Source organism: Streptomyces sp. NPDC002701, from assembly GCF_042889045.1.
GTDB lineage: Bacteria > Actinomycetota > Actinomycetes > Streptomycetales > Streptomycetaceae > Streptomyces.
Window position 1 is genome coordinate 59,524 of sequence record NZ_JBIAQL010000009.1, and the last position, 21,684, is coordinate 81,207.

At 71.4% G+C, this 21,684-nt stretch carries 15 protein-coding genes; 13 read left to right on the forward strand and 2 right to left on the reverse strand.

The window, feature by feature from the left end:
* Positions 1 to 3: 3 nt before the first annotated feature.
* The 8 genes from gatA to ACFYXC_RS23900 all read left to right on the forward strand — a co-directional run bounded on the left by gatA (position 4) and on the right by ACFYXC_RS23900 (position 10,838).
* Entirely contained in the window at positions 4 to 1,527 is a 1,524-nt protein-coding gene (gene gatA / locus ACFYXC_RS23865) for an Asp-tRNA(Asn)/Glu-tRNA(Gln) amidotransferase subunit GatA (protein WP_388911030.1), read from the forward strand.
* 5 nt (positions 1,528 to 1,532) lie between these two features.
* The gene (locus ACFYXC_RS23870) at positions 1,533 to 1,766 is read left to right on the forward strand and encodes a hypothetical protein (protein ID WP_221354496.1); all 234 of its coding nucleotides are present in this window, start codon (positions 1,533 to 1,535) and stop codon (positions 1,764 to 1,766) included.
* Between the two features lie 17 nt (positions 1,767 to 1,783).
* A complete protein-coding gene (gene gatB, locus ACFYXC_RS23875) occupies positions 1,784 to 3,295 on the forward strand; it encodes an Asp-tRNA(Asn)/Glu-tRNA(Gln) amidotransferase subunit GatB (RefSeq protein ID WP_388911035.1) in 1,512 nt (503 codons plus the stop codon).
* 379 nt (positions 3,296 to 3,674) lie between these two features.
* Positions 3,675 to 5,930, forward strand: coding sequence for an MMPL family transporter (locus tag ACFYXC_RS23880; protein ID WP_389553984.1), 2,256 nt, complete (start codon positions 3,675 to 3,677; stop codon positions 5,928 to 5,930).
* Positions 5,908 to 6,462, forward strand: a complete 555-nt coding sequence (locus ACFYXC_RS23885) for a GNAT family N-acetyltransferase (RefSeq protein WP_388911041.1) — start codon at positions 5,908 to 5,910, stop codon at positions 6,460 to 6,462. The genes ACFYXC_RS23880 and ACFYXC_RS23885 overlap by 23 nt, the downstream gene beginning before the upstream one ends.
* 52 nt (positions 6,463 to 6,514) lie before the next feature.
* A complete protein-coding gene (locus ACFYXC_RS23890) occupies positions 6,515 to 7,159 on the forward strand; it encodes a hypothetical protein (RefSeq protein ID WP_388911045.1) in 645 nt (214 codons plus the stop codon).
* A 191-nt stretch (positions 7,160 to 7,350) separates the two neighbouring features.
* Positions 7,351 to 7,545: a hypothetical protein gene (locus ACFYXC_RS23895; protein WP_389554079.1), complete on the forward strand. Its 195-nt coding sequence runs from the start codon at positions 7,351 to 7,353 to the stop codon at positions 7,543 to 7,545.
* Positions 7,546 to 7,748: 203 nt separating this feature from the next.
* Complete coding sequence (locus tag ACFYXC_RS23900) at positions 7,749 to 10,838, forward strand: AAA family ATPase (RefSeq protein ID WP_388911491.1); 3,090 nt, start codon at positions 7,749 to 7,751, stop codon at positions 10,836 to 10,838.
* 15 nt (positions 10,839 to 10,853) lie between these two features.
* Here the strand turns inward: ACFYXC_RS23900 and ACFYXC_RS23905 are convergent, their stop codons facing one another.
* On the reverse strand, positions 10,854 to 12,020 hold the full coding sequence (locus ACFYXC_RS23905) for a PQQ-dependent sugar dehydrogenase (RefSeq protein ID WP_389553985.1): 1,167 nt from the start codon (positions 12,018 to 12,020) through the stop codon (positions 10,854 to 10,856).
* Between the two features lie 124 nt (positions 12,021 to 12,144).
* Positions 12,145 to 13,155, reverse strand: coding sequence for an aldo/keto reductase (locus ACFYXC_RS23910; RefSeq protein WP_389553986.1), 1,011 nt, complete (start codon positions 13,153 to 13,155; stop codon positions 12,145 to 12,147).
* A 75-nt stretch (positions 13,156 to 13,230) separates the two neighbouring features.
* Here ACFYXC_RS23910 and ACFYXC_RS23915 point away from each other — a divergent pair, with 75 nt between their 5' ends.
* From ACFYXC_RS23915 to ilvC, 5 genes are all read left to right on the forward strand, one after another.
* Positions 13,231 to 14,172: a 2-hydroxyacid dehydrogenase gene (locus ACFYXC_RS23915; protein ID WP_389553987.1), complete on the forward strand. Its 942-nt coding sequence runs from the start codon at positions 13,231 to 13,233 to the stop codon at positions 14,170 to 14,172.
* Positions 14,173 to 14,635: 463 nt separating this feature from the next.
* The gene (locus tag ACFYXC_RS23920; RefSeq protein WP_389554080.1) at positions 14,636 to 17,575 is read left to right on the forward strand and encodes a putative bifunctional diguanylate cyclase/phosphodiesterase; all 2,940 of its coding nucleotides are present in this window, start codon (positions 14,636 to 14,638) and stop codon (positions 17,573 to 17,575) included.
* A gap of 245 nt (positions 17,576 to 17,820) precedes the next feature.
* Positions 17,821 to 19,671 (forward strand): acetolactate synthase large subunit, encoded by a 1,851-nt coding sequence (locus ACFYXC_RS23925; RefSeq protein ID WP_389553988.1) that lies wholly within the window; start codon positions 17,821 to 17,823, stop codon positions 19,669 to 19,671.
* Between the two features lie 26 nt (positions 19,672 to 19,697).
* On the forward strand, positions 19,698 to 20,225 hold the full coding sequence (gene ilvN / locus ACFYXC_RS23930; RefSeq protein ID WP_388911064.1) for an acetolactate synthase small subunit: 528 nt from the start codon (positions 19,698 to 19,700) through the stop codon (positions 20,223 to 20,225).
* 167 nt (positions 20,226 to 20,392) lie between these two features.
* The gene (gene ilvC, locus ACFYXC_RS23935; RefSeq protein WP_388911067.1) at positions 20,393 to 21,391 is read left to right on the forward strand and encodes a ketol-acid reductoisomerase; all 999 of its coding nucleotides are present in this window, start codon (positions 20,393 to 20,395) and stop codon (positions 21,389 to 21,391) included.
* The last annotated feature ends 293 nt before the right edge of the window (positions 21,392 to 21,684 follow it).

A 21,684-nucleotide genomic window follows, 5' to 3' on the forward strand; every position in this document is an offset into this window, starting at 1 on the left:
ACCATGACGGACAGCACGATCGACCACGTCAAGAACGTCGACATCATCAAGCTCACCGCCGCCGAGATCGCCGCCGCGATCGCCGCCGGCGAGCTCACCGCGGTCGAGGTCACCGAGGCCCACCTCGCGCGCATCGGCGCCGTCGACGAGAAGGTGCACGCCTTCCTGCACGTCGACCGCGAAGGGGCGCTCGCCCAGGCCCGCGCCGTCGACGAGAAGCGGGAGCGGGGCGAGAAGCTCGGCCCGCTGGCCGGCGTACCGCTCGCCCTCAAGGACATCTTCACCACCGAGGGCATCCCGACCACGGTCGGCTCCAAGATGCTCGAAGGGTGGATCCCGCCCTACGACGCCACGGTGACCAAGCGGCTGAAGGACGCCGACGTCGTCATCCTCGGCAAGACCAACATGGACGAGTTCGCCATGGGGTCCAGCACCGAGAACAGCGCGTACGGGGTCACCGGCAACCCCTGGGACCTGACGCGCATCCCCGGCGGCTCCGGCGGCGGCTCGTCCGCGGCCATCGCCTCCTACCAGGCGCCCCTCGCCATCGGCACCGACACCGGCGGCTCCATCCGCCAGCCCGCCGCCGTCACCGGCACGGTCGGCGTGAAGCCCACCTACGGCGCGGTGTCGCGGTACGGCATGGTGGCCTTCTCGTCCTCCCTCGACCAGGGCGGGCCCTGCGCCCGTACCGTCCTGGACGCGGCCCTCCTGCACGAGGTCATCGCCGGGCACGACCCGCTCGACTCGACCTCCGTCGACGAGCCGGTCCCGGCCGTCGTCGAGGCCGCCCGCAACGGCAGCGTGGCCGGCATGCGCGTCGGTGTCGTCAAGCAGTTCCGCGGCGAGGGCTACCAGGCCGGTGTCGTGCAGCGCTTCGACGAGTCGGTGGAGCTCCTCAAGGAACTGGGCGCCGAGATCGTCGAGCTGGACTGCCCGTCCTTCGACCTGGCCCTGTCGGCGTACTACCTGATCGCCCCGTCCGAGTGTTCGAGCAACCTCGCCCGCTTCGACGGCCTGCGCTACGGCCTGCGCGTCGGTGACGACGGCACGCACTCCGCCGAGGAGGTCACCGCCCTCACCCGTGAGGCGGGCTTCGGCGACGAGGTCAAGCGCCGCATCATGCTCGGCACGTACGCCCTCAGCTCCGGCTACTACGACGCGTACTACGGCAGCGCCCAGAAGGTCCGTACGCTCATCACGCGCGACTTCGAGAAGGCGTTCGAGCAGGTCGACGTGATCGTCTCCCCGACGACCCCGACCACCGCCTTCCCGATCGGCGAGCGCGCCGACGACCCGATGGCGATGTACCTCGCGGACCTGTGCACCATTCCGACCAACCTCGCGGGCAACGCCGCGATGTCGCTGCCCTGCGGCCTCGCGCCCGAGGACAACCTGCCCGTCGGCCTCCAGATCATCGCGCCGGCCCTCAAGGACGACCGCCTCTACAAGGTGGGAGCCGCCGTCGAGGCCGCGTTCGTGGAACGCTGGGGTCACCCGCTGATCGAGGAGGCTCCGTCGCTGTGAGTGCCATGGCCAAGAAGGCAAAGAACTTCAAGAAGTCGAAGACCGGGCTGTACGTGTCGCTCGGCAGTACCGCGTTCGGCATGATCAGTGTCGCCAAGCAGGCCAAGCTGGCCCGCAGTGACGGCGACACGCTGAGGCTCGTCGACGCCGCCGTATCCGCCGCCGCCATCGTCACCGGCCTCGCCATCCTCTACCGGGAGCTCAAGCGCCTGGGCGACGAAGACGTCCTGCTGGGCTGAGAGGGAAAGTTTTCACCGTGACTGCCACGACTGACCTGGTGTCGTACGAGGACGCGCTGGCGTCGTACGACCCCGTCATGGGCCTGGAGGTCCATGTCGAACTCGGCACCAGGACCAAGATGTTCTGCGGGTGTTCCACCGAGCTGGGCGCCGAGCCCAACTCGCAGGCATGCCCGACCTGCCTCGGCATGCCCGGCGCGCTGCCGGTCGTCAACGCGATCGGCGTCGAGTCCGCCATCAAGATCGGTCTCGCGCTGCACTGCGAGATCGCCGAATGGTGCCGCTTCGCCCGGAAGAACTACTTCTACCCGGACATGCCGAAGAACTTCCAGACCTCCCAGTACGACGAGCCGATCGCCTTCAACGGCTACCTCGACGTGCAGCTGGAGGACGGCGAAACCTTCCGGGTGGAGATCGAGCGCGCCCACATGGAGGAGGACACCGGCAAGTCGCTGCACGTCGGCGGCGCGACGGGCCGTATCCACGGCGCCTCGCACTCCCTGCTCGACTACAACCGCGCCGGCATCCCGCTCATCGAGATCGTCACCAAGCCGATCGAGGGCGCCGGCGAGCGCGCCCCCGAGGTCGCCCGGGCGTACGTCGCCGAGCTGCGCGAGCTCATCAAGGCGCTCGGTGTCTCCGAGGCCCGGATGGAGCAGGGCCAGATGCGCTGCGACGTGAACCTGTCGCTGCGCCCGCACGGCCGGGAGAAGTTCGGTACGCGCAGCGAGACGAAGAACGTCAACTCGCTGCGCTCCGTCGAGCGTGCGGCCCGCTTCGAGATCCAGCGGCACGCGGCCGTGCTGAACGACGGCGGCACGATCATCCAGGAGACCCGGCACTTCCACGAGGACACGGGCTCCACGACCTCGGGCCGGGTCAAGGAGGAGGCGGAGGACTACCGCTACTTCCCCGAGCCGGACCTGGTGCCGGTCGCCCCGTCCCGTGAGTGGGTCGAGGAACTGCGCGCGGGGCTGCCCGAGCTGCCGCTGGCCCGCCGCAACCGGCTGCGCGAGGAGTGGGGGGTGGGCGCCCACGACATGCAGTCGATGCTCAACGCCGGGGCCATCGACCTGATCGTCGCCACCATCGAGGCGGGCGCCGACGCGGCGTCCGCGCGCAAGTGGTGGATGGGTGAGCTGGCGCGCACGGCCAACGAGTCCGGGGCGTCCCTGGACGCGCTGGCCATCACGCCCGAGCAGGTCGCCCGGGTGGCCGCCCTGGTCGACGAGGGTTCCCTCAACGACAAGCTGGCCCGTCAGGTCATCGAGGGCGTCGTCAAGGGCGAGGGCACGCCGGACGAGGTCGTCGACAAGCGCGGTCTGAAGGTCGTCTCGGACGAGGGCGCGCTGACGGCCGCCGTCGACGAGGCCATCGCCGGGAACCCGGGGGTCGCCGACAAGATCCGTGGCGGCAAGGTGGCGGCGGTCGGTGCGCTGGTCGGTGCCGTCATGAAGGCCACCCGTGGCCAGGCCGACGCCGCCCGTGTCAAGGAGCTGATCCTGGAGAAGCTGGGGGTCGAGGGCTAGCCCTCGGTCTCTCCCGTCTGCGCGGGAAGGGGCGGCGCGCCCGGCATCGGGCGCGCCGCCCCTTCCCGCGTTCCGCCCCCGGGCCGTTCTCCGGTTCCGCCGTCGGGTCACCTCGACGCCCGCGGGAAGAGCTGCTCCTGTTGTCGGTCGATCGGGGGGCGCGCCGAAACCGGTGTGCCTCTCCCTGGCGTGCCTGCGGACGCGGCGAGGGGCGACAGAGTTCAGTGGATTGTCGTGTGAACTGCCTCGCACTCTTGTGAGTAAGCCCACGAATGAGGCCAACGATCACTTTCGGCTGCAAGAGTGACAACGCATCGGTCATGCGTTCTTTGCGGGCAGTTCCCGATAAAGATCCACAAAACACCCAGGGAGCTCGTCCGTGGCAGCCCTAGCACGCTGGTGTGTCCAGCACCGCCTCGTCGCCCTCCTGCTCTGGCTCCTCGCCTTCGCCGGGACCACAGCCGCCGCCTCCGTCGTCGGCTCCGCGTACGCGAACGACTACCAGGTGCCGGGCACCGAGTCGGGCCGGGCCACCGAGCTCCTCCAGGACAACTTCCCCGGCCTCGGCGGTGACAGCGACACCGTCGTCTGGCGCTCCACCCCGGGCACGGTCCGCGCCGCCGACATCGAACAGACCATGACCCGCACCCTCGACGACATCGCCGACCTGCCCGGCGTGGCCGCGGTCGCCGGCCCGTACGAGGGCCGCGGCCAGGGCCAGATCAGCGGGGACGGCCGTACCGCCTACGCCACGGTGACCTTCGACGACCCGGCCGAGAGCATCGCCCGGGGCGAGGCCGCGGCGGTCGTCCGGACCGCGAAGGCCGCCGAGACCGACGGACTGCGGGTCGAACTGGGCGGGCAGGCCGTCGCCCTCACCGAGTCCTCGGGCGGACACCTCGCCGAGATCGTCGGCGTGGCCGTCGCCGCGGTGGTCCTCTTCCTCGCCTTCGGCTCCCTCGCCGCCTCACTGCTGCCCATCGCCACGGCCCTGGTCAGCGTCGGCACCGCCTACGCGGGCATCGTGCTCCTCGGGCACGTGATGACGGTCGCCGACTTCGCGCCCATGCTCGGCATGCTGATCGGTCTCGGCGTCGGCATCGACTACGCGCTGTTCATCGTGACCAGGCACCGCCGCGGCCTCAAACAGGGCCTCCCGGTCGAGGAGGCCGTACAGAACGCGGTGGCCACCACCGGGCGCGCCGTCGTCTTCGCCGGCGCCACCGTCTGCATCGCCCTGCTCGGCATGCTCATCCTGCGGCTCGGCTTCCTCAACGGCGTCGCGATCGCCGCGTCCCTCACCGTGGTCCTCACCGTCGCGGCCTCCGTGACCCTGCTGCCCGCGCTGCTGTCCCTCATCGGCATGCGGGCACTGAGCCGCCGCGAACGCCGCCGCCTGGCCGAGCACGGGCCCCGGCCGGAGGTCCCCACCGGGCTGGCCGCCCGCTGGTCCGCCTTCGTCGAACGCCACCCGAAGCTCCTCGGCGGCGCCGCCCTCGGCGTCATGGCGTTGCTCGCGCTGCCGATGTTCTCCCTGCACCTCGGCACCTCCGACCAGGGCAACAACCCGGGAACGGCCACCACCCGGCAGGCGTACGACCTGCTCGCGGACGGCTTCGGACCCGGCCTGAACGGACCGCTGACCCTCGTCACACCCGTCTCCGGCGCCCAGGACCGGCTCGCTCTCGACAACCTCGACGCCACGCTCCGCGCGACCGAGGGCGTGCGGGCCGCGACCCCGGTGACGTACGACAGCGACGGGGACACCGCCCACCTCGCCGTCGTGCCGGAGACGTCACCGCAGTCCCAGCGGACCAGCGAACTCGTCGACCGGCTGCGCGGCGAGGTGCTGCCGCGGGCCGAGACCGGGACCGGGCTCGACCTGCACGTCGGCGGCATGACCGCCGGACACGACGACTTCGCCGACGTCATCGTCGGCAAGCTGCCCCTCTTCGTGGGCGTGGTCGTCGGCCTCGGCTGCGTCCTGCTGCTGCTCGCCTTCCGGTCCGTCGGCATCCCCCTCAAGGCCGCCGCGATGAACGTCGCGGCCGTCGCCGCCGCCTTCGGAGTCGTCGTCGCGATCTTCCAGTGGGGCTGGGGCAGCGAACTCCTGGGGCTGGGCCGGGCGGGCCCGATCGAACCCTTCCTGCCGGTGATCATGGTCGCCGTGCTCTTCGGGCTCTCCATGGACTACCAGGTGTTCCTGGTCAGCCGGATGTACGAGGAGTGGCTGGAGACCGGCGACAACCGGCGGGCCGTCCGCGTGGGCCTCGCGGAGACCGGCCGGGTGATCAACTCCGCCGCCGTGATCATGATCTCGGTCTTCCTGGCCTTCGTGCTCAGCGGCGACCGCGTCATCGCGATGTTCGGCATAGCGCTGGCCGCCGCCGTCGCCCTGGACGCCTTCGTGCTCCGTACGCTCCTGGTGCCCGCCCTGATGCACCTGCTGGGCGGGGCCAACTGGTGGCTGCCCGCCTGGCTCGACAGGCGCCTGCCGCGCCTCAGCATCGAGCCGCCGGACATCCGTACCGCGGGCGGGGACCACCGTGCGAGGATCCCCGGGGCGCGCGACGACGCGCTCGTCGACGTGAGCGTGAAGGAGCGGCAGGCGGATGTACGCGATATCCCTGGGTGACGACGGCGCCGAACTGCGGCCCCTGGAACCCTGGCACGCCGAGGAGTTCCTCGCCCACCTCGACCGGGGACGCGAGTTCGTCCAGCGGTACATCCCCTTCGGGTCGAAGGCCACGGACGCCGCCTCCGCGCGCGGGCTGCTCCAGACGTACGCCGACAAGAAGGCCGCCGACACGGGCAGCCTGCACGGGGTGTGGCTGGAGGGAACGCTCGTCGGCGGCGTGCTCTTCCGGGTCTTCGACGCCGAACAGGGCACCTGCGAGGTCGGCTGCTGGCTGGAGCCCGCCGCGGCGGGCCGCGGCCTGGTCACACGCGCGGCACGCGTGCTCATCGACTGGGCGGTCGACGAACGCGGCATCCACCGCGTGGAGTGGTACGCCGCCTCCACCAACGAGCCCAGCCTGAACGTGGCACGGCGGCTCGGCATGAGCCGCGAGGGCGTCCTCCGGCAGAACTATCCGCACCGGGGCGAACGCCAGGACACAGAGGTGTGGTCGGTGCTCGCGGACGAGTGGCGGGCCGCCCGCGCGTGACGATCCGGGGAAGTTGAGGAAATTCTCATACAGCGTCCGTACGGTGCGGAGCATGGGAACCAAGACAGAGAACGAGGCCGGGATCGAGACCGGCACCGAGGCACAGCGCGACAAGGCCGGAGAACCGGGCAAGGGCGACGGGACGCCCGCGATCGGCGAGGTCGAGGAGGTCCGGGCCGCCGGAGAGGACGAGGACGGCGGGCCGGCCGGTGACCGTGCCGACTCCGAGGTCCTGGACGCCGGCGCCGACGAGGACGCCGCCGACGACACCGGGCGGGACGCGGCCACGGCGGGGACCGGCTCCGGAGTGGCCATGGGCGCCGCCGCGGTCGTCTCCGCCGGACTCGGCATCGTCTCGCTGACCGGCGGCTGGCTCGGCGGCGTCGCCCAGGCCCGCAGCTCACTGAAGGGCCAGCTGGAGACGGCCCAGGGCGCCGACGTGGCCGCACAGGTCAAGGTGCTCACCGACTCCTGGAACGCCAACGCGCTGGTCGCCGGCTTCTTCGCGCTGGCCGCGCTGGTCATCGGAGTCGTCGTGCTGGTGCGGCCCGCGTTCGGCAACCCGGACCGCATCCCCGCCCAGTCCCCGTGGATCAAGTCCGTCGCCTGGGCGGGCGTCGCACTCGGCGTCGTCGGCCTGCTGCTGGCCGCCCTCAAGTACTCCGACATTCTGCTCGGCATGCCGAGCACCGGCTGACCCGACCGCACGTCCCGAGGGGCCTTAGTCCCGCCGTGAGTCACCTACGGCGGGACTAAGGCCCCTCGCGCGTACAAGATGCGGAACTCTCCCGATGTGGCGCACCCCCCTCACGGACGAAGGTTGAGACATCGCAGACGAGCGAAGCCGACCGTCACTCTCCACGAGTGACCCAGCCCCAGGGGTACGAGATGTTCGAGTACGAGCGCCAGCAGTTCCGTTCCGCCGAACTGATCCGGGACGCCGACAACTACCGCCTCGCCCGGGAGGCCGTCCGCAGCCGTCGTGCCGCGAGGCGCGAGGCCGCCCGATCCGGTCGCGACGACAGCGAGAGGCGGGTGAAGGGCCACCGTCCGCGCGGGCCCCGGTTCGCGCGCGCCGCGTGAGCGCCGGAGCACGCAGGGGAGGCCGCACGGGGGGTGGCCGTCCGGAGCGGGACGAGGGCACGGTGACCGCTCTCCCGGTCACGGACGAGCCCTCGGTGACCTCGGGCCCGGCCGCCGTCGTGGCCGGGCCCGAGGCCGTGGCGGGGTTCGGGACCGTGGCCGGGCCCGGGATAACCAGTGCCGCGCTGTCGGACCCCTGTGCGATGCTCGGCGCTGTGGAGACCAGGTCCGTCAGTCCGGTCTTCGTCGGCCGGACCGACGAACTGGACGTACTGCACGACGCGCTCGCCCGCGCCGCCGCGGGCGAGCCGCAGGCGCTGCTCCTCGGCGGTGAGGCCGGCGTCGGAAAGACCCGGCTCATCGAGGAGTTCGCGACGGGCGCCTGCCGCGAGGGCGCCGTCGTGGCGGTCGGCGGCTGCGTCGAGATCGGCGCCGACGGGCTGCCCTTCGCACCGTTCTCCACCGCCCTGCGGGCCCTGCGCCGCCACCTGCCCGACGAAGTCACCGCGGCCGCCGCGGGGCAGGAGGAGGAACTGGCCAGGCTGCTGCCCGAACTGGGGGAGACCGCGCGCGACCGGCACGGCGAGGACGGCATGGCCCGCCTCTTCGAACTCACCGCCCGCCTCCTGGAGCGCGTCGCCGCCGACCGCCCCGTCGTCGTCCTCCTGGAGGACCTGCACTGGGCCGACGCCTCCACCCGCCACCTCCTCGCCTACCTCTTCCGGACCCTGCGCAGCGGCCGCCTCCTCGTCGTCGCCACCTACCGCGCCGACGACATCCACCGCCGCCACCCGCTGCGCCCGCTGCTCGCCGAACTCGACCGGCTGCGCACCGTCCGCCGGATCGAACTCGGCCGCTTCAGCCGCGCCGAAGTCAGCCGCCAGATCACCGGGATCCTCGCCTGTGAACCCGACCCGGCCCAGGTGGACGACATCTTCGCCCGCTCCGACGGGAACGCCTTCTTCGTCGAGGAACTGGCCGTGGCCGCCCAGGACGGCTGCCGCACCGGCCTCACCGACTCCCTGCGCGACCTGCTCCTCGTCCGCGTCGAGAGTCTGCCCGAGAGCTCCCAACGGGTCGCCAGGATCGTCGCCGAGGGCGGCTCGACCGTGGAGTACCGGCTGCTCGCCGCGGTGGCGCGGCTCTCCGAGGACGACCTCATCGAGGCACTGCGCGCCGCGGTCGGCGCCAACATCCTGCTCGCGACACCCGACGGGGACGGCTACCGCTTCCGCCACTCCCTGGTCCGCGAGGCCGTCGGCGACGACCTGCTGCCCGGCGAGCGCTCCCGCCTCAACCGCCGGTACGCCGAGGCACTGGAGGCGGACCCCTCGCTCGTCCCGGCCGGGGAGCGCGCCGCCCGGCTGGCCAGCCACTGGTACCACGCGCACGACGCCGCCAAAGCCCTGCCCGCCGTCCTCGACGCCTCCGTGGCCGCCCGCCGCCGGCACGCCTACTCGGAGCAACTGCGCCTGCTGGAACGGGCCATGGAGCTGTGGGAGACGGCCCCCGAGGCGGTCCGCGCCGAACTGCGCGCCGCCGACCACACCGAGGTCTACCCTCCCCCACAGCCGAAGAGCCGTGCGGGGACCACCGGCGACCACGACCGGGCCACCGCACCACTGCGCTACCTCGACCTGATGGCCGAAGCCGCGGTGGCGGGCCGGTTCTGCGGGGAACGCAAGCGCGCGCTGAAGATCACCAAACGGGCCCTGCGCCTCCTGGAGGACGAACGCGACCCCCTGCGCGCCGCCTGGTTCTGGATCCAGCGCTCCCGCCTCACCGAGGCACAGGGCCTCGGCGACGGCTGGCAGGAACTCGGCACCGCACAGGAGCTGGTCCGGGGACTGCCGCCGTCCGAGGTGCACGCCGACGTCCTCGCCCACGTCGCCAACTGGTCCATGGTGCACCGCCCCGGCCCGGACGCGCTGCTGGCCGCCGAGCGCGCCGTGCAGTACGCCCGCATGGTCGGCGCCCGCGACATCGAGCTGAACGCCCGGCTCACCCTGGGCGGACTCCTGGTCGAGTCGGGCGACATCGAGGCCGGACTCGCCGAGGTGCACGAGGTCAAGGACCGGGCCACGGAACTCGGCGCCGCCTATGTGCTGGGCCGCGCCCATGTGAACCTCCCGTCCCACCTGGAGGGCGTCGGCCGCTCCCTGGACGCCGTCCGCATCCTCCAGGAGGGCACCGAACTCACCCGCCGGCTCGGCCTGCTGGACACCGAGGCATGGGTCTGGGGCAACCTCGGCGACTCCCTCTTCTCCCTGGGCCGCTGGGACGAGGCCGCCGAGGCCGGGTACAACTCGGAGCGGGTCGGCCAGAGCGCCAGGCCCCGCGGCTTCCGCGCGACCCTCCACGCCCGCCTCGCACTCGCCCGCGGCGACCTGGCCGCCGCCGCGGACCAACTGGAGCAGGCACGCGGCCACTTCGGCACCCACGACACCGTCCCCCAGCAGGCGCTGCCGCTGACCACGATCGCGATCGGCATCGCCGCCGGGGAGGACCGCCTCGCCGACGCCCGCGCGGACCTGGACGAGGCCCTGAACCTCGGCTTCCCGCCCGGCACCCACCGCTACGGCTGGCCCATGCTGCTCGCCGCGGCCACCGCCGAGGCCGACGCCCGCGAGCTGCCCGCCGCCGAACCGGGTCGCGCCCAACTCGTCGAACGCCTCCGCGCCACCGCCAAGGCCCTCGCCACCAACGCGCCCGTCTGGCGGGCACACGAGCGCTGGGTGCGCGCCGAACTGCTGCGCGCCGAGGGCCGCGACACCGCCGACGACTGGTTCGAGGTGGTCTGCGCCTTCGAACCGCTGGAGCGTCCCTACGACCTGGCCCGCGTCCGGTACCGGCTCGCGCAATCCCTGCTGGGCCTCGCCGGTACGGAGGAGGGACGGGCCCGCGCCACCGAGCTCCTGCGGCTGACCGGGGCCGTCGCCGACCACCTCGGCGCGCGCCCGCTCGCCGACGCCGTCTCCCTGCTCGCGCAGCGCGCCCGCCTCACCCTCACCCGTGCGCCGGGGCGGACCCCCGCCGCGCCCGCCGACCCGGCCGAGGCATTGGGGCTCACCAGCCGCGAGCGCGACGTACTGCGCCTGGTGGCCGCCGGCCGCAGCAACCGGCAGATCGCCGAGGAACTCTTCATCTCCCCGAAGACGGCCAGCGTCCACGTCTCGAACATCCTGGCCAAGCTCGGGGTCTCCGGCCGGGGCGAGGCGGCGGCGGTGGCGCACCGCATGCGGCTGTTCCCGCCGGAGACGGCCGCCGCCGGCCCGGCCGGCCGAGCCGGGTGAGCTCACCTCAACAGGTCAGCTCACCTCCAGTTCCAGGATTCTGTCGTCAGTGCCGTTCGGAGTGCCGCGCCCGTCCGTCTCACTCGTGACCAGCCACAGCTTGTTGCCGCCCGCCGCGACCACCGTGCGCAGACGGCCGTAGTCGCCCTCCAGGAAAGCCTGCGGCTCCGCGGACTTCGCGGTGCCGTCGAGCGGGATGCGCCACAGCCGCTTGCCGCGCAGGCCCGCCATCCAGACAGAGCCCTTCGCGTGGGCGATGCCGCTGGGAGACGCCTCGTCGGTGCTCCACTGGTCGACCGGGTTCTCGTACCGGGAGTCGTCGGCCTTGCCCTCCGCGTCCGGCCAGCCGTAGTTGCCGCCCGGCTTGATGTGATTCAACTCGTCCCAGGTGTCCTGGCCGAACTCCGAGGCGAACAGGCGCTGTTCGGTGTCCCAGGCCAGGCCCTGCACATTGCGGTGACCGTACGAGTAGACCGGTGAGCCGAACGGGTTGCCCGGCGCCGGTTCGCCGTCCGGTGTCAGCCGCAGGATCTTGCCGCCCGTCGACTTCTTGTCCTGCGCCAGCTCGGTGACGTAGGTCTCGCCCGTGCCCACGTACAGCATCTTGTCCGGGCCGAAGGCGATCCGGCCGCCGTTGTGGTTCGTGCCCTTGGGGATGCCTCTGAACACCGTGTCCGGCGCGCCCAGCTGCTCGCCGGCCGGCTTCTTCGCGTCGTACAGCATGCGCACGATGCGGTTGTCCGAGTCGGACGTGAAGTACGCGTAGACCATGTGGTCCGACGCGTACGACGGGGAGAGGGCGAGGCCCATCAGGCCGCCCTCGCCGGCGGGGGCGACCCCGGGCACCGAGCCCAGTTCGGTCTTCCTGCCGGTCTTCTCGTCGACCAGGGTGATCGTCCCCTCGTCGCGCGAGGACACCAGGAGGCCCCCTTCGGGCAGGGGCGCCAGGCCCCAGGGCGTCTTCAGGTCCTGGGCGACGGTCCGCACGACCTTCACGGAGCCCTTGGCGGGCGGTGTCTCCTCGGCCGCCTGCCCGGAGGCCGGCGCGGAGGAGCCCGGTTCCGGGCTGCCCGGAGACGTACTCCTGCCGGCGTCCGGCTTTTCCCCGTCGTCCGAGGAGCACCCGGCCGTCAGCAGGAGTGTGGCTGCGGCCAACACGGCCGTCACAGCTCGACGTTGCACGATGCAGGATCCCTTCGACGCGGCAGGTTCTCCTTTTCATACACCGCTCGGGTCCCACGGGTTCCCGATCACGGACATCGAATCGCCGGACCCGCCCGGGCCGGGCGGGTGAGCGGAGCCCCGCTCAGTCCCAGGACCCGAGCGCCGCGGGCAGCGCCGCCACCTCGGCGAGGTCCTCCGTCGTCAGCCGCAGCCCGGCCGCCGCCGCGTTCTCCACGACCCAGCACTCCCGCTTGGCGCCGGGCACCGGGACCACGTGCCGCCCGCGCGACAGCACCCACGCGAGAGCCACCTGGGCGGGCGTGACGTCCGCCCCTCCCACCGCCGAGTGGCGGGCGGCTATCCGGCGCAGGCCGACGACGATCGGCTGGTTCGCGGCCATCATCTCCGCGGTGAAACGGGGATGCCGGGCCCGGAGGTCGTCGGGTTCGAAACCCTCACCCGGGGTGAGGGTCCCGGTCAGGAAGCCGTTGCCGAGCGGCATCGCCGCGAGGAAGCCGACACCGCGCGCCTCGCACCACGGCAGCAGGGTCTCCAGCGCCTCCGGCGACCACACCGACAGCTCGGCCTGCACCGCGCTCACCGGGAAGACCTGCTGCACCCGCTCCAGCTTCCGGATCGTCGCGTCGTGCAGCCGCGCCCCCGCCCTGCGGCCCGAGCGGGCGCCCACCGCGCACAGCCCGAGGGCCCGCACCTTCCCCGCCGAGACGAGCTCCGCCATCGCGCCCCACGTCTCCTCGACCGGCACCTCCGGATCCTCGCGGTGCAGCTGGTAGAGGTCTATGACATCCGTCTGCAGCCGGCGCAGCGAGGCGTCGCACGCCCGCTTCACGTACCCGGGGCGGCCGTTGGCCACGATGTGCTGCTCACCCACCAGCAGGCCGACCTTGGTCGACACGAAGGCCGCCGCACGCCGTTCCTTCAGCGCCCGCCCCACCAGCAGCTCATTGGTGAAGGGCCCGTACATGTCGGCGGTGTCCAGAAGCGTCGTACCGCGGTCGAGGGCCGCGTGCACGGTCCGCAGCGATTCGGCACCCCGCTGCCGCGAACCCGAGTACGCCCAGTTCATCGGCATGCACCCGAGGCCGACGGCCCCCACCTCGAGCGCCGCCGCGCCGATCGTCCTGCGCTCCACCTGGCCGTGCCCTCCCTTTCCTGGCACCCCAAACTAACCTCTGCGTCCACGGGCGCTTCGCATAGCCTCCTGACCATGACGTACGAAGTGTGGCTCCCGTTTCCCGCAGACGAACTCGACGGCCTCCCCGAAGGGCCGGACTACCGCTTCTGGGACGGCGGGGACGACTTCCCCGCCGATCCCGCGGACTGCTCCTTCTATGTCGTGCCCTACATGAAAGGCGGCGACGTCTCGGTGCGCCCGATGGCCGGGATGACGTCCGTGGAGGTCGTGCAGACCCTGTCAACCGGCATAGACCACGTCGAGCCCGGCCTCCAACTCCTGCCCAAGGGCGTGCGGTTGTGCAACGCGCGCGGGGTGCACGACGCCAGCACCGCCGAACTCACCCTCACGCTGATCCTCGCGTCACTGCGGGGGATCCCCGACTTCGTCCGGGGTCAGGACAGCGAGGAGTGGCGGTCGGGCTTCCGTCCCGCGCTCGCGGACCGGAGCGTCCTGATCGTCGGCTACGGAGCGGTCGGTTCGGCCATCGAGGACCGGCTCGCGCCGTTCGAGCTCGCGCGGGTCACGCGCGTCGCGCGCTCCGCACGTGAGACGGCGCGCGGCCCGGTGCATCCGATCGCCGCCCTGCCCGAACTGCTCCCGGAAGCCGACGTGGTGGTCCTCATCACGCCCCTCACCGAGCAGACGAAGGGCATGGCCGGCGCCGACTTCCTGGCCCGCATGAAGGACGGGGCGCTCCTCGTGAACATGGCCCGCGGCGGCGTCGTCGACACCAAGGCGCTCCTCGCCGAGCTGGAGAGCGGCCGGCTCCGGGCGGCCCTGGACGTCACCGACCCCGAACCGCTGCCCGCGGGACACCCCTTGTGGCATGCGCCGGGCCTGCTCATCAGCCCTCATGTGGGGGGCCCGACCTCCGCGTTCTTCCCACGGGCCAAGCGGCTCCTCGTGGACCAGTTGAACCGTTTCGTGAACCGGGAGCCACTGCAGAACGTGGTCCTTACGACGGGCTCGTAGTCCTCCCCGCTCCCGGCCGCAGGCGGGCGGGAAGGACCGGTGAGTACCCTCCGCGGTCCTTCGAACGCACGCCGTGGCCGCGACCCCACTGATCGTCACGGAGCGTAGAGGAACTATGTCCCTGAGTGACGAGACTGGTGTATCGTCCCGACAGGGGCTGCGCCGCGAACCATTCGGCGCCGGGGACTGAGAGACAGCAACAGCGAGGGGGGCGACGGGCGATGCACGGCCTATGGACCAACGATCCGACGCGACGGGGCCGGCGACGGCGACCCTGGTGTCCACCCAAGCGCAGAAGCGGCCACAGCGGCCACCATCACCGGCGTCCGGGCTGCCGCAGGCGGCACGCGCATCCGGCGCGCCGGGACCAGAGGGACTCGGGGGCGGCCCGGACCGGGGAAGCGCAGTGAGCTCCCCGGGAGCGCTGCTGGCCCGCAGGCCGGTCGCCACGGGCGGGACGGGCATGGTCCCGCAGCTCCTCCTCGCCCTGCTGTGCGCGGGATACGCCGTCGGTTCCGCGCTCGGCTGGGGGTCGCCGAAACTCGCCCTCATCATGGGCGACTTCGGGCTGAGCGCGGCGGCCGCCGCCGCGGCCGTCTCCTGCTTCCTCGGCGCCCGCACCCGGCGGAGCCGCTTCCGTCCGGCCTGGCTGCTCTTCTCGCTCTCCTCGGCCATGGCGGCGGCGGGCAACCTCGTCTGGGGCTGGTACGAGGTCGTCCTGGACCGCCCGGTGCCCAACCCGAGCTACGCCGACCTGTTCTTCCTGTGCTTCGCGCCACCGGCCATCGTGGGCCTGCTCGTCCTCGCCAAGCGGCCGGTGCGCAAGGCGGGTTGGGTCTGCCTGGGCCTCGACGCATGGCTGATCGGCGGCTCGCTGCTCACCCTCTCCTGGAGTCTGGCGCTCGCCCAGGCGGCGAAGGCGGGAGGCCCCAGCGTCCCGCACACCGCGCTGTCGCTCGCGTACCCGCTGCTGGACATCGCGCTCGTCAGCATGGTGCTGGCGCTGCACTTCAGGCGCTCGGCGGTGAACCGCTCCGCGGTGAACACCGCGATCGGGGCACTGGCCCTGACGGTGATGTGCGACGCCCTGTTCACCTCGCCACTGCTGCACGACGACTACCGATCCGGGCAGCTGCTCGACGCGGGCTGGTTCGCCGGATCACTGCTTCTCGCCTACGCCCCCTGGATGGGGCACCGACACGGACACCCGGAAGAAGAGGGGCACACGCGCGTGGTGCACGGCTACGTGCCCGGGCCCCGGCAGGGAGGACAACCGGCATACGTGCCCCTCCAGGAAGGGGGTCACAGTCGGTATCCGGCCAGCCGGCCCATCACCAGTTCACTGGCGGCACTCACTCCCTACCTGGCCGCCGCCGTCTGCACGCTGGGCATTCTCTACAACGTGCTCAACGGCCGCAGCGTCGACCGCGTGGTGCTCGTCACCGGCGGCACGGTCGTGCTCGCCCTCGTCGTGCGCCAGGGCATCATGCTCCTCGACAACATCACCCTCACCCAGGAGCTGGCCCAGAAGGAGAACCATTTCCGCTCCCTGGTGCAGGGCTCCAGCGACGTCATCATGATCGCCGCCCCGAACGGCATCCTCCGGTACGTCAGCCCGGCCGCCGCCGGTGTCTACGGGCGGCCCGCCGAGGAACTGGTCGGCTCCGAACTGGCCTCGCTGATCCACCCCGAGGACCTGGGCTGCGTGGTGCACGAGGTGCGCCGCTTCCTCGCCGCCGACCCCGCGGAGGAACCCACCACCCGCATCGAGTGCCGCTTCAAGTCCGGCGGCGGGGGCACCTCCCGGACGAGCGAGGCCGGGAGCGGGGGAGGCTGGCTCAACGTCGAGTCGACCGTCAACCGCCACCACGGCGGCCTCATCTTCAACAGCCGCGACGTGACCGAGCGGGTCCGCCTCCAGGCCCAGTTGCAGCACAACGCCGAACACGACCCCCTCACCGACCTGCCGAACCGCGCGCTGTTCACCAAGCGCGTCGGACAGGCGCTCTCCGGCCGCCGCTCCTCCGACCACGGCACCGCCGTGCTCTTCATCGACCTCGACGGCTTCAAGGCGGTCAACGACACGATCGGCCACCAGGCCGGCGACGAGCTCCTCGTGCAGGCCGCCCGCAGGCTCCAGGAAGCGGTCCGGAAGGGGGACACCGCCTCCCGGCTCGGCGGCGACGAGTTCGCCGCCCTGATCGTCGGCGACGGCTCCCGCGACCGCACCGCGAGAGAGCGCCACATCTTCGAACTCGCCGACCGGCTCCGTACGACGCTCTCCCAGCCGTACCTCATCGACGGCAACGATGTCCGTGTCGCCGCCTCCATCGGCGTGGCCTTCTCCGAGCCGGGCCTCGGCGCGGGCGAACTGCTGCGCAACGCCGACCTGGCGATGTACCGCGCGAAAGCGGCGGGCAAGGGCCGCGTCGAGCTGTACGCGCCACAGATGCAGCAGGACGTCGCCCGCAAGGCGAAACTGGCCACCCGGCTGCGCGCCGCCCTGCACGACGGGGAGTTCGCGCTGCTGCACCAGCCCGTCGTCTCCCTGGGCACCGGCCGGATCACGGCGGTGGCCGCACAGGCGCGCTGGCGCTCGGCGCAGGGCGTGCTGTTCACCCCCGCCGAGTTCCTGCGGGTCGCGGAGGACAGCGACCGCACCGCCGAGCTCGGCCGCTGGATGCTGGAGGAGGCCGTCGAGCAGGCCGCCGAGCGTGCCGCCACCGGGCTCGCGGTGCCCGTCGCGGTCCGGATGACCGCGCGCAGACTCCTCGACCGCTCCATGCCGCTGAGTTCCGTGGAAGCCCTGCTGACCCGGCACGGACTGCCCTCGGGCGGACTGATCGTCGAACTGGCCGAGACGGATCCCAAGATCTCCCTGGACGAGCTGGAGCGCCGGCTGAAGACGCTCAGGCGGCTCGGTGTCCGGATCGCCCTGGAGGGCTTCGGCAGCGGCTACGCCACGATCGCCGCACTGCGCCGCCTGCCCCTCGACGTACTGAAACTGGACCGCGGTCTGGTCGAGGGCGTCGTCGAGTCCGCCCGGCTCCACAAGATCACCAGCGGACTGCTGCGTATCGCGAACGATCTGGGACTGCAGTCCGTCGCCGACGGCGTGGACCTGCCCGAGCAGGTCGTCGCCCTGCGCGCGATGGGCTGCACCCACGGACAGGGCGCGGCCTTCTCGGGACCGCTGGACGAGTACCGCCTGCGCCGCGCTCTGTCGGCCAGCACCTACCCCCTGCCCCACGGCCCCGTGGAACCCGTCTTCGTGGGAGGCGGCAGCAGCGGCGTCTACGCAGGTGGCGGCGGTAGTGCGTACGCGGCGGGGGCGGCCTCGGCAGGCTACGGGACCGGGACAGCCCTGCGCTCACATGATGAGACTCCCGTCCCACCCACTTGACACGCACTGCGTGCCGGGGGGAGGGTCGGAGCCATGCGCACCCGAATTCTCGTACTTGGAAAGCGCGTCGGCTGAGCTGGGACGCACCGGATCGATGATCCGGAACTCCCAGCGATCGCACCCGACGCGCTCCCCTCGCCTGCCTCACGGCACGAGGGGTTTTTTGTTGCATCGATGACTGCCGATCAGTAATCGCAGACCGCTCAAAACTCGCAAAAACCCTCAGCATCGAGAAGAGAATGCCGATGACCGAGCAGGCCACCGGGGCCCACCACCCGCAGCCGCGGCCCCGTTCCGGAGGACAGCAGTCCGCCCCCGAGCAGGTGACGGGAGCGCAGTCCCTCGTCCGCTCCCTCGAGGAGGTCGGGGCCGAGACGGTATTCGGCATTCCCGGCGGCACGATCCTCCCGGCGTACGACCCGCTGATGGACTCCAAGCGGGTGCGGCACGTGCTGGTCCGCCACGAGCAGGGCGCGGGCCACGCGGCCACCGGCTACGCGCAGGCCACCGGCAAGGTCGGCGTCTGCATGGCGACCAGCGGCCCCGGCGCCACCAACCTGGTCACGCCGATCGCCGACGCCCACATGGACTCCGTGCCGCTGGTCGCGATCACCGGGCAGGTCGTGTCCAAGTCGATCGGTACCGACGCCTTCCAGGAGGCGGACATCGTCGGCATCACCATGCCGATCACCAAGCACAGTTTCCTGGTCACCAAGGCGGAGGAGATCCCCCAGGCGATCGCGCAGGCGTTCCACATCGCCTCCAGCGGCCGCCCGGGACCGGTCCTGGTGGACATCCCCAAGGACATCCTCCAGGCCAGGACCACCTTCTCCTGGCCGCCGGTCATGGACCTGCCCGGCTACCGCCCGGTCACCAAGCCGCACGCCAAGCAGATCCGCGAGGCGGCCCGGCTGATCACCCAGTCGAAGCGGCCCGTCCTCTATGTCGGCGGCGGCGTCATCAAGGCCGGCGCCACCGCCGAGCTGAAGGTCCTCGCGGAACTCACCGGAGCGCCCGTCACCACCACCCTGATGGCGCTCGGCGCATTCCCCGACAGCCACCCGCTGCACGTGGGAATGCCGGGCATGCACGGTTCGGTCACCGCCGTCACCGCGCTGCAGAAGGCCGACCTGATCGTCGCCCTCGGAGCCCGCTTCGACGACCGCGTCACCGGCAAGCTGGACAGCTTCGCCCCGCACGCGAAGATCGTCCACGCCGACATCGACCCGGCCGAGATCGGCAAGAATCGCGCCGCCGACGTGCCGATCGTCGGGGACGCCCGCGAGGTCATCGCCGACCTGGTCCAGGCCGTGCAGAAGGAGCAAAGCGAGGGTCACACCGGGGACTGCACCGCCTGGTGGAAGGATCTCGACCGCTGGCGCGAGACGTACCCGCTGGGCTACGAGCAGCCCGCGGACGGCTCGCTCTCCCCGCAGCAGGTCATCGAGCGCATCGGGCAGCTCGCGCCCGAGGGCACGATCTTCACCGCGGGCGTCGGCCAGCACCAGATGTGGTCGGCGCACTACATCCAGTACGAGCAGCCCGCGACCTGGCTGAACTCCGGTGGCGCCGGGACGATGGGTTACGCGGTGCCCGCCGCGATGGGAGCCAAGGCGGGCCGGCCGGACCGCACGGTCTGGGCCATCGACGGCGACGGCTGCTTCCAGATGACCAATCAGGAGCTCACCACCTGCGCCCTGAACAACATCCCGATCAAGGTCGCCATCATCAACAACGGCGCCCTCGGGATGGTCCGCCAGTGGCAGACCCTCTTCTACAACCAGCGATACTCCAACACCGTGCTGCACTCCGGCCCGGACGCGGACGGCAAGCAGCCGAGCGCCGGCACCCGCGTCCCCGACTTCGTGAAGCTGTCGGAGGCGATGGGCTGTTACGCGATCCGCTGTGAGTCGCCGGACGACCTCGACAAGGTCATCGAAGAGGCGAACTCGGTCAACGACCGTCCCGTCGTGATCGACTTCATCGTCCACGAGGACGCCATGGTGTGGCCGATGGTCGCCGCCGGCACCTCGAACGACGAGATCATGGCCGCCCGGGACGTCCGCCCCGACTTCGGCGACAACGAAGACGACTGAGAGCCGTAGGTAAAGGAAGCAGGCCCATGTCCAAGCACACGCTCTCCGTCCTGGTGGAGAACAAGCCCGGTGTCCTCGCCCGGATCACCGCCCTGTTCTCCCGCCGCGGCTTCAACATCGACTCGCTCGCGGTCGGTGTCACCGAGCACCCCGACATCTCCCGCATCACCATCGTGGTGAACGTGATCGAGGAACTCCCGCTCGAACAGGTCACGAAGCAGCTCAACAAACTCGTCAACGTCCTGAAGATCGTCGAACTGGAACCGGGCGCGGCCGTCCAGCGCGAACTCGTCCTGGTGAAGGTGCGCGCCGACAACGAGACGCGTTCCCAGATCGTCGAGATCGTCCAGCTGTTCCGCGCCAAGACCGTCGACGTCTCCCCGGAGGCCGTCACCATCGAGGCCACCGGCGGCAGCGACAAGCTGGAGGCCATGCTCAAGATGCTGGAGCCGTTCGGCATCAAGGAGCTCGTCCAGTCCGGCACCATCGCCATCGGCCGCGGCTCCCGCTCGATCACCGACCGGTCGCTGCGCGCGCTGGACCGGTCCGCGTAGGCCCGTACGCCTCGTGACCCGGGTGCGTCCCGCACGGGACGCAGGTACGGCCGGAAACGGGCGGTCGGCCGCCGTCGGCCGCCCGCATTCCGAGACCCCGGAACTTCCCCTCATCCCACCGGCATACGGTGGGGAGCAACACCTGCACACCAAGGAGAGAACCCAAAGTGGCCGAGCTGTTCTACGACGCTGACGCCGACCTGTCCATCATCCAGGGCCGCAAGGTCGCGGTCATCGGTTACGGCAGCCAGGGCCACGCCCACGCGCTGTCGCTCCGTGACTCGGGTGTCGACGTCCGGGTCGGTCTGCACGAGGGCTCCAAGTCCAAGGCGAAGGCCGAGGAGCAGGGCCTGCGCGTGGTGACCCCCTCGGAGGCCGCCGCCGAGGCCGACGTCATCATGATCCTCGTCCCGGACCCGATCCAGGGCCAGGTCTACGAGGAGTCCATCAAGGACAACCTGAAGGACGGCGACGCGCTGTTCTTCGGCCACGGCCTGAACATCCGCTTCGGCTTCATCAAGCCCCCGGCCGGCGTCGACGTCTGCATGGTCGCCCCCAAGGGCCCGGGCCACCTGGTCCGCCGCCAGTACGAGGAGGGCCGCGGCGTCCCGTGTATCGCGGCCGTCGAGCAGGACGCCACCGGCAACGGCTTCGCGCTGGCCCTGTCATACGCCAAGGGCATCGGCGGCACCCGCGCCGGCGTCATCAAGACCACCTTCACCGAGGAGACCGAGACCGACCTGTTCGGTGAGCAGGCCGTCCTCTGCGGTGGTACGGCCGCGCTGGTCAAGGCGGGCTTCGAGACGCTGACCGAGGCCGGTTACCAGCCGGAGATCGCCTACTTCGAGTGCCTGCACGAGCTGAAGCTCATCGTCGACCTCATGTACGAGGGCGGCCTGGAGAAGATGCGCTGGTCGATCTCGGAGACCGCCGAGTGGGGCGACTACGTCACCGGCCCGCGGATCATCACGGACGCCACCAAGGCCGAGATGAAGAAGGTCCTCGCCGAGATCCAGGACGGCACCTTCGCGCAGGCGTGGATGGACGAGTACCACGGCGGTCTGAAGAAGTACAACGAGTACAAGACCCAGGACGAGAACCACCTCCTGGAGACCACGGGCAAGGAGCTGCGCAAGCTCATGTCGTGGGTCAACGACGACGAGTGACTGAAGTCGGTTCGGCCGTGGTGCCGGGGTGCCGCCCCGTTGCCACGGCCGTGCCCGTCTGCCTGAGGTGCCGTCGCGGGGCTCTGCTCCGGACCCCGCTCCTCAACCGCCGGAGGGGCTGAAGTCCGCACGTGCGGGTGATCCTTCTGCGGAGGCGCGTGAACACGGCGCGCCACCACTAGACTGCTCCACTAATACGCGTCGGGCCCACAGCGTCGTGGTCTGCCACGCGGCAAACCCTCCACCGCCTGCGGCCGTCGGGACGGCCGTCCGCAATGGACCTGTGAGGACTC

What these genes read in the sequence shown, in the direction of transcription:
- gatA (WP_388911030.1), top strand. Translation starts at nt 4, where the DNA reads ATGACGGACAGCACGATCGACCACGTCAAGAACGTCGACATCATCAAG.
- ACFYXC_RS23870 (WP_221354496.1), top strand. Translation starts at nt 1,533, where the DNA reads ATGGCCAAGAAGGCAAAGAACTTCAAGAAGTCGAAGACCGGGCTGTAC.
- ACFYXC_RS23885 (WP_388911041.1), top strand. Translation starts at nt 5,908, where the DNA reads ATGTACGCGATATCCCTGGGTGACGACGGCGCCGAACTGCGGCCCCTG.
- ACFYXC_RS23890 (WP_388911045.1), top strand. Translation starts at nt 6,515, where the DNA reads ATGGGAACCAAGACAGAGAACGAGGCCGGGATCGAGACCGGCACCGAG.
- ACFYXC_RS23895 (WP_389554079.1), top strand. Translation starts at nt 7,351, where the DNA reads ATGTTCGAGTACGAGCGCCAGCAGTTCCGTTCCGCCGAACTGATCCGG.
- ACFYXC_RS23900 (WP_388911491.1), top strand. Translation starts at nt 7,749, where the DNA reads ATGCTCGGCGCTGTGGAGACCAGGTCCGTCAGTCCGGTCTTCGTCGGC.
- ACFYXC_RS23915 (WP_389553987.1), top strand. Translation starts at nt 13,231, where the DNA reads ATGACGTACGAAGTGTGGCTCCCGTTTCCCGCAGACGAACTCGACGGC.
- ACFYXC_RS23920 (WP_389554080.1), top strand. Translation starts at nt 14,636, where the DNA reads ATGGTCCCGCAGCTCCTCCTCGCCCTGCTGTGCGCGGGATACGCCGTC.
- ACFYXC_RS23925 (WP_389553988.1), top strand. Translation starts at nt 17,821, where the DNA reads ATGACCGAGCAGGCCACCGGGGCCCACCACCCGCAGCCGCGGCCCCGT.
- ilvN (WP_388911064.1), top strand. Translation starts at nt 19,698, where the DNA reads ATGTCCAAGCACACGCTCTCCGTCCTGGTGGAGAACAAGCCCGGTGTC.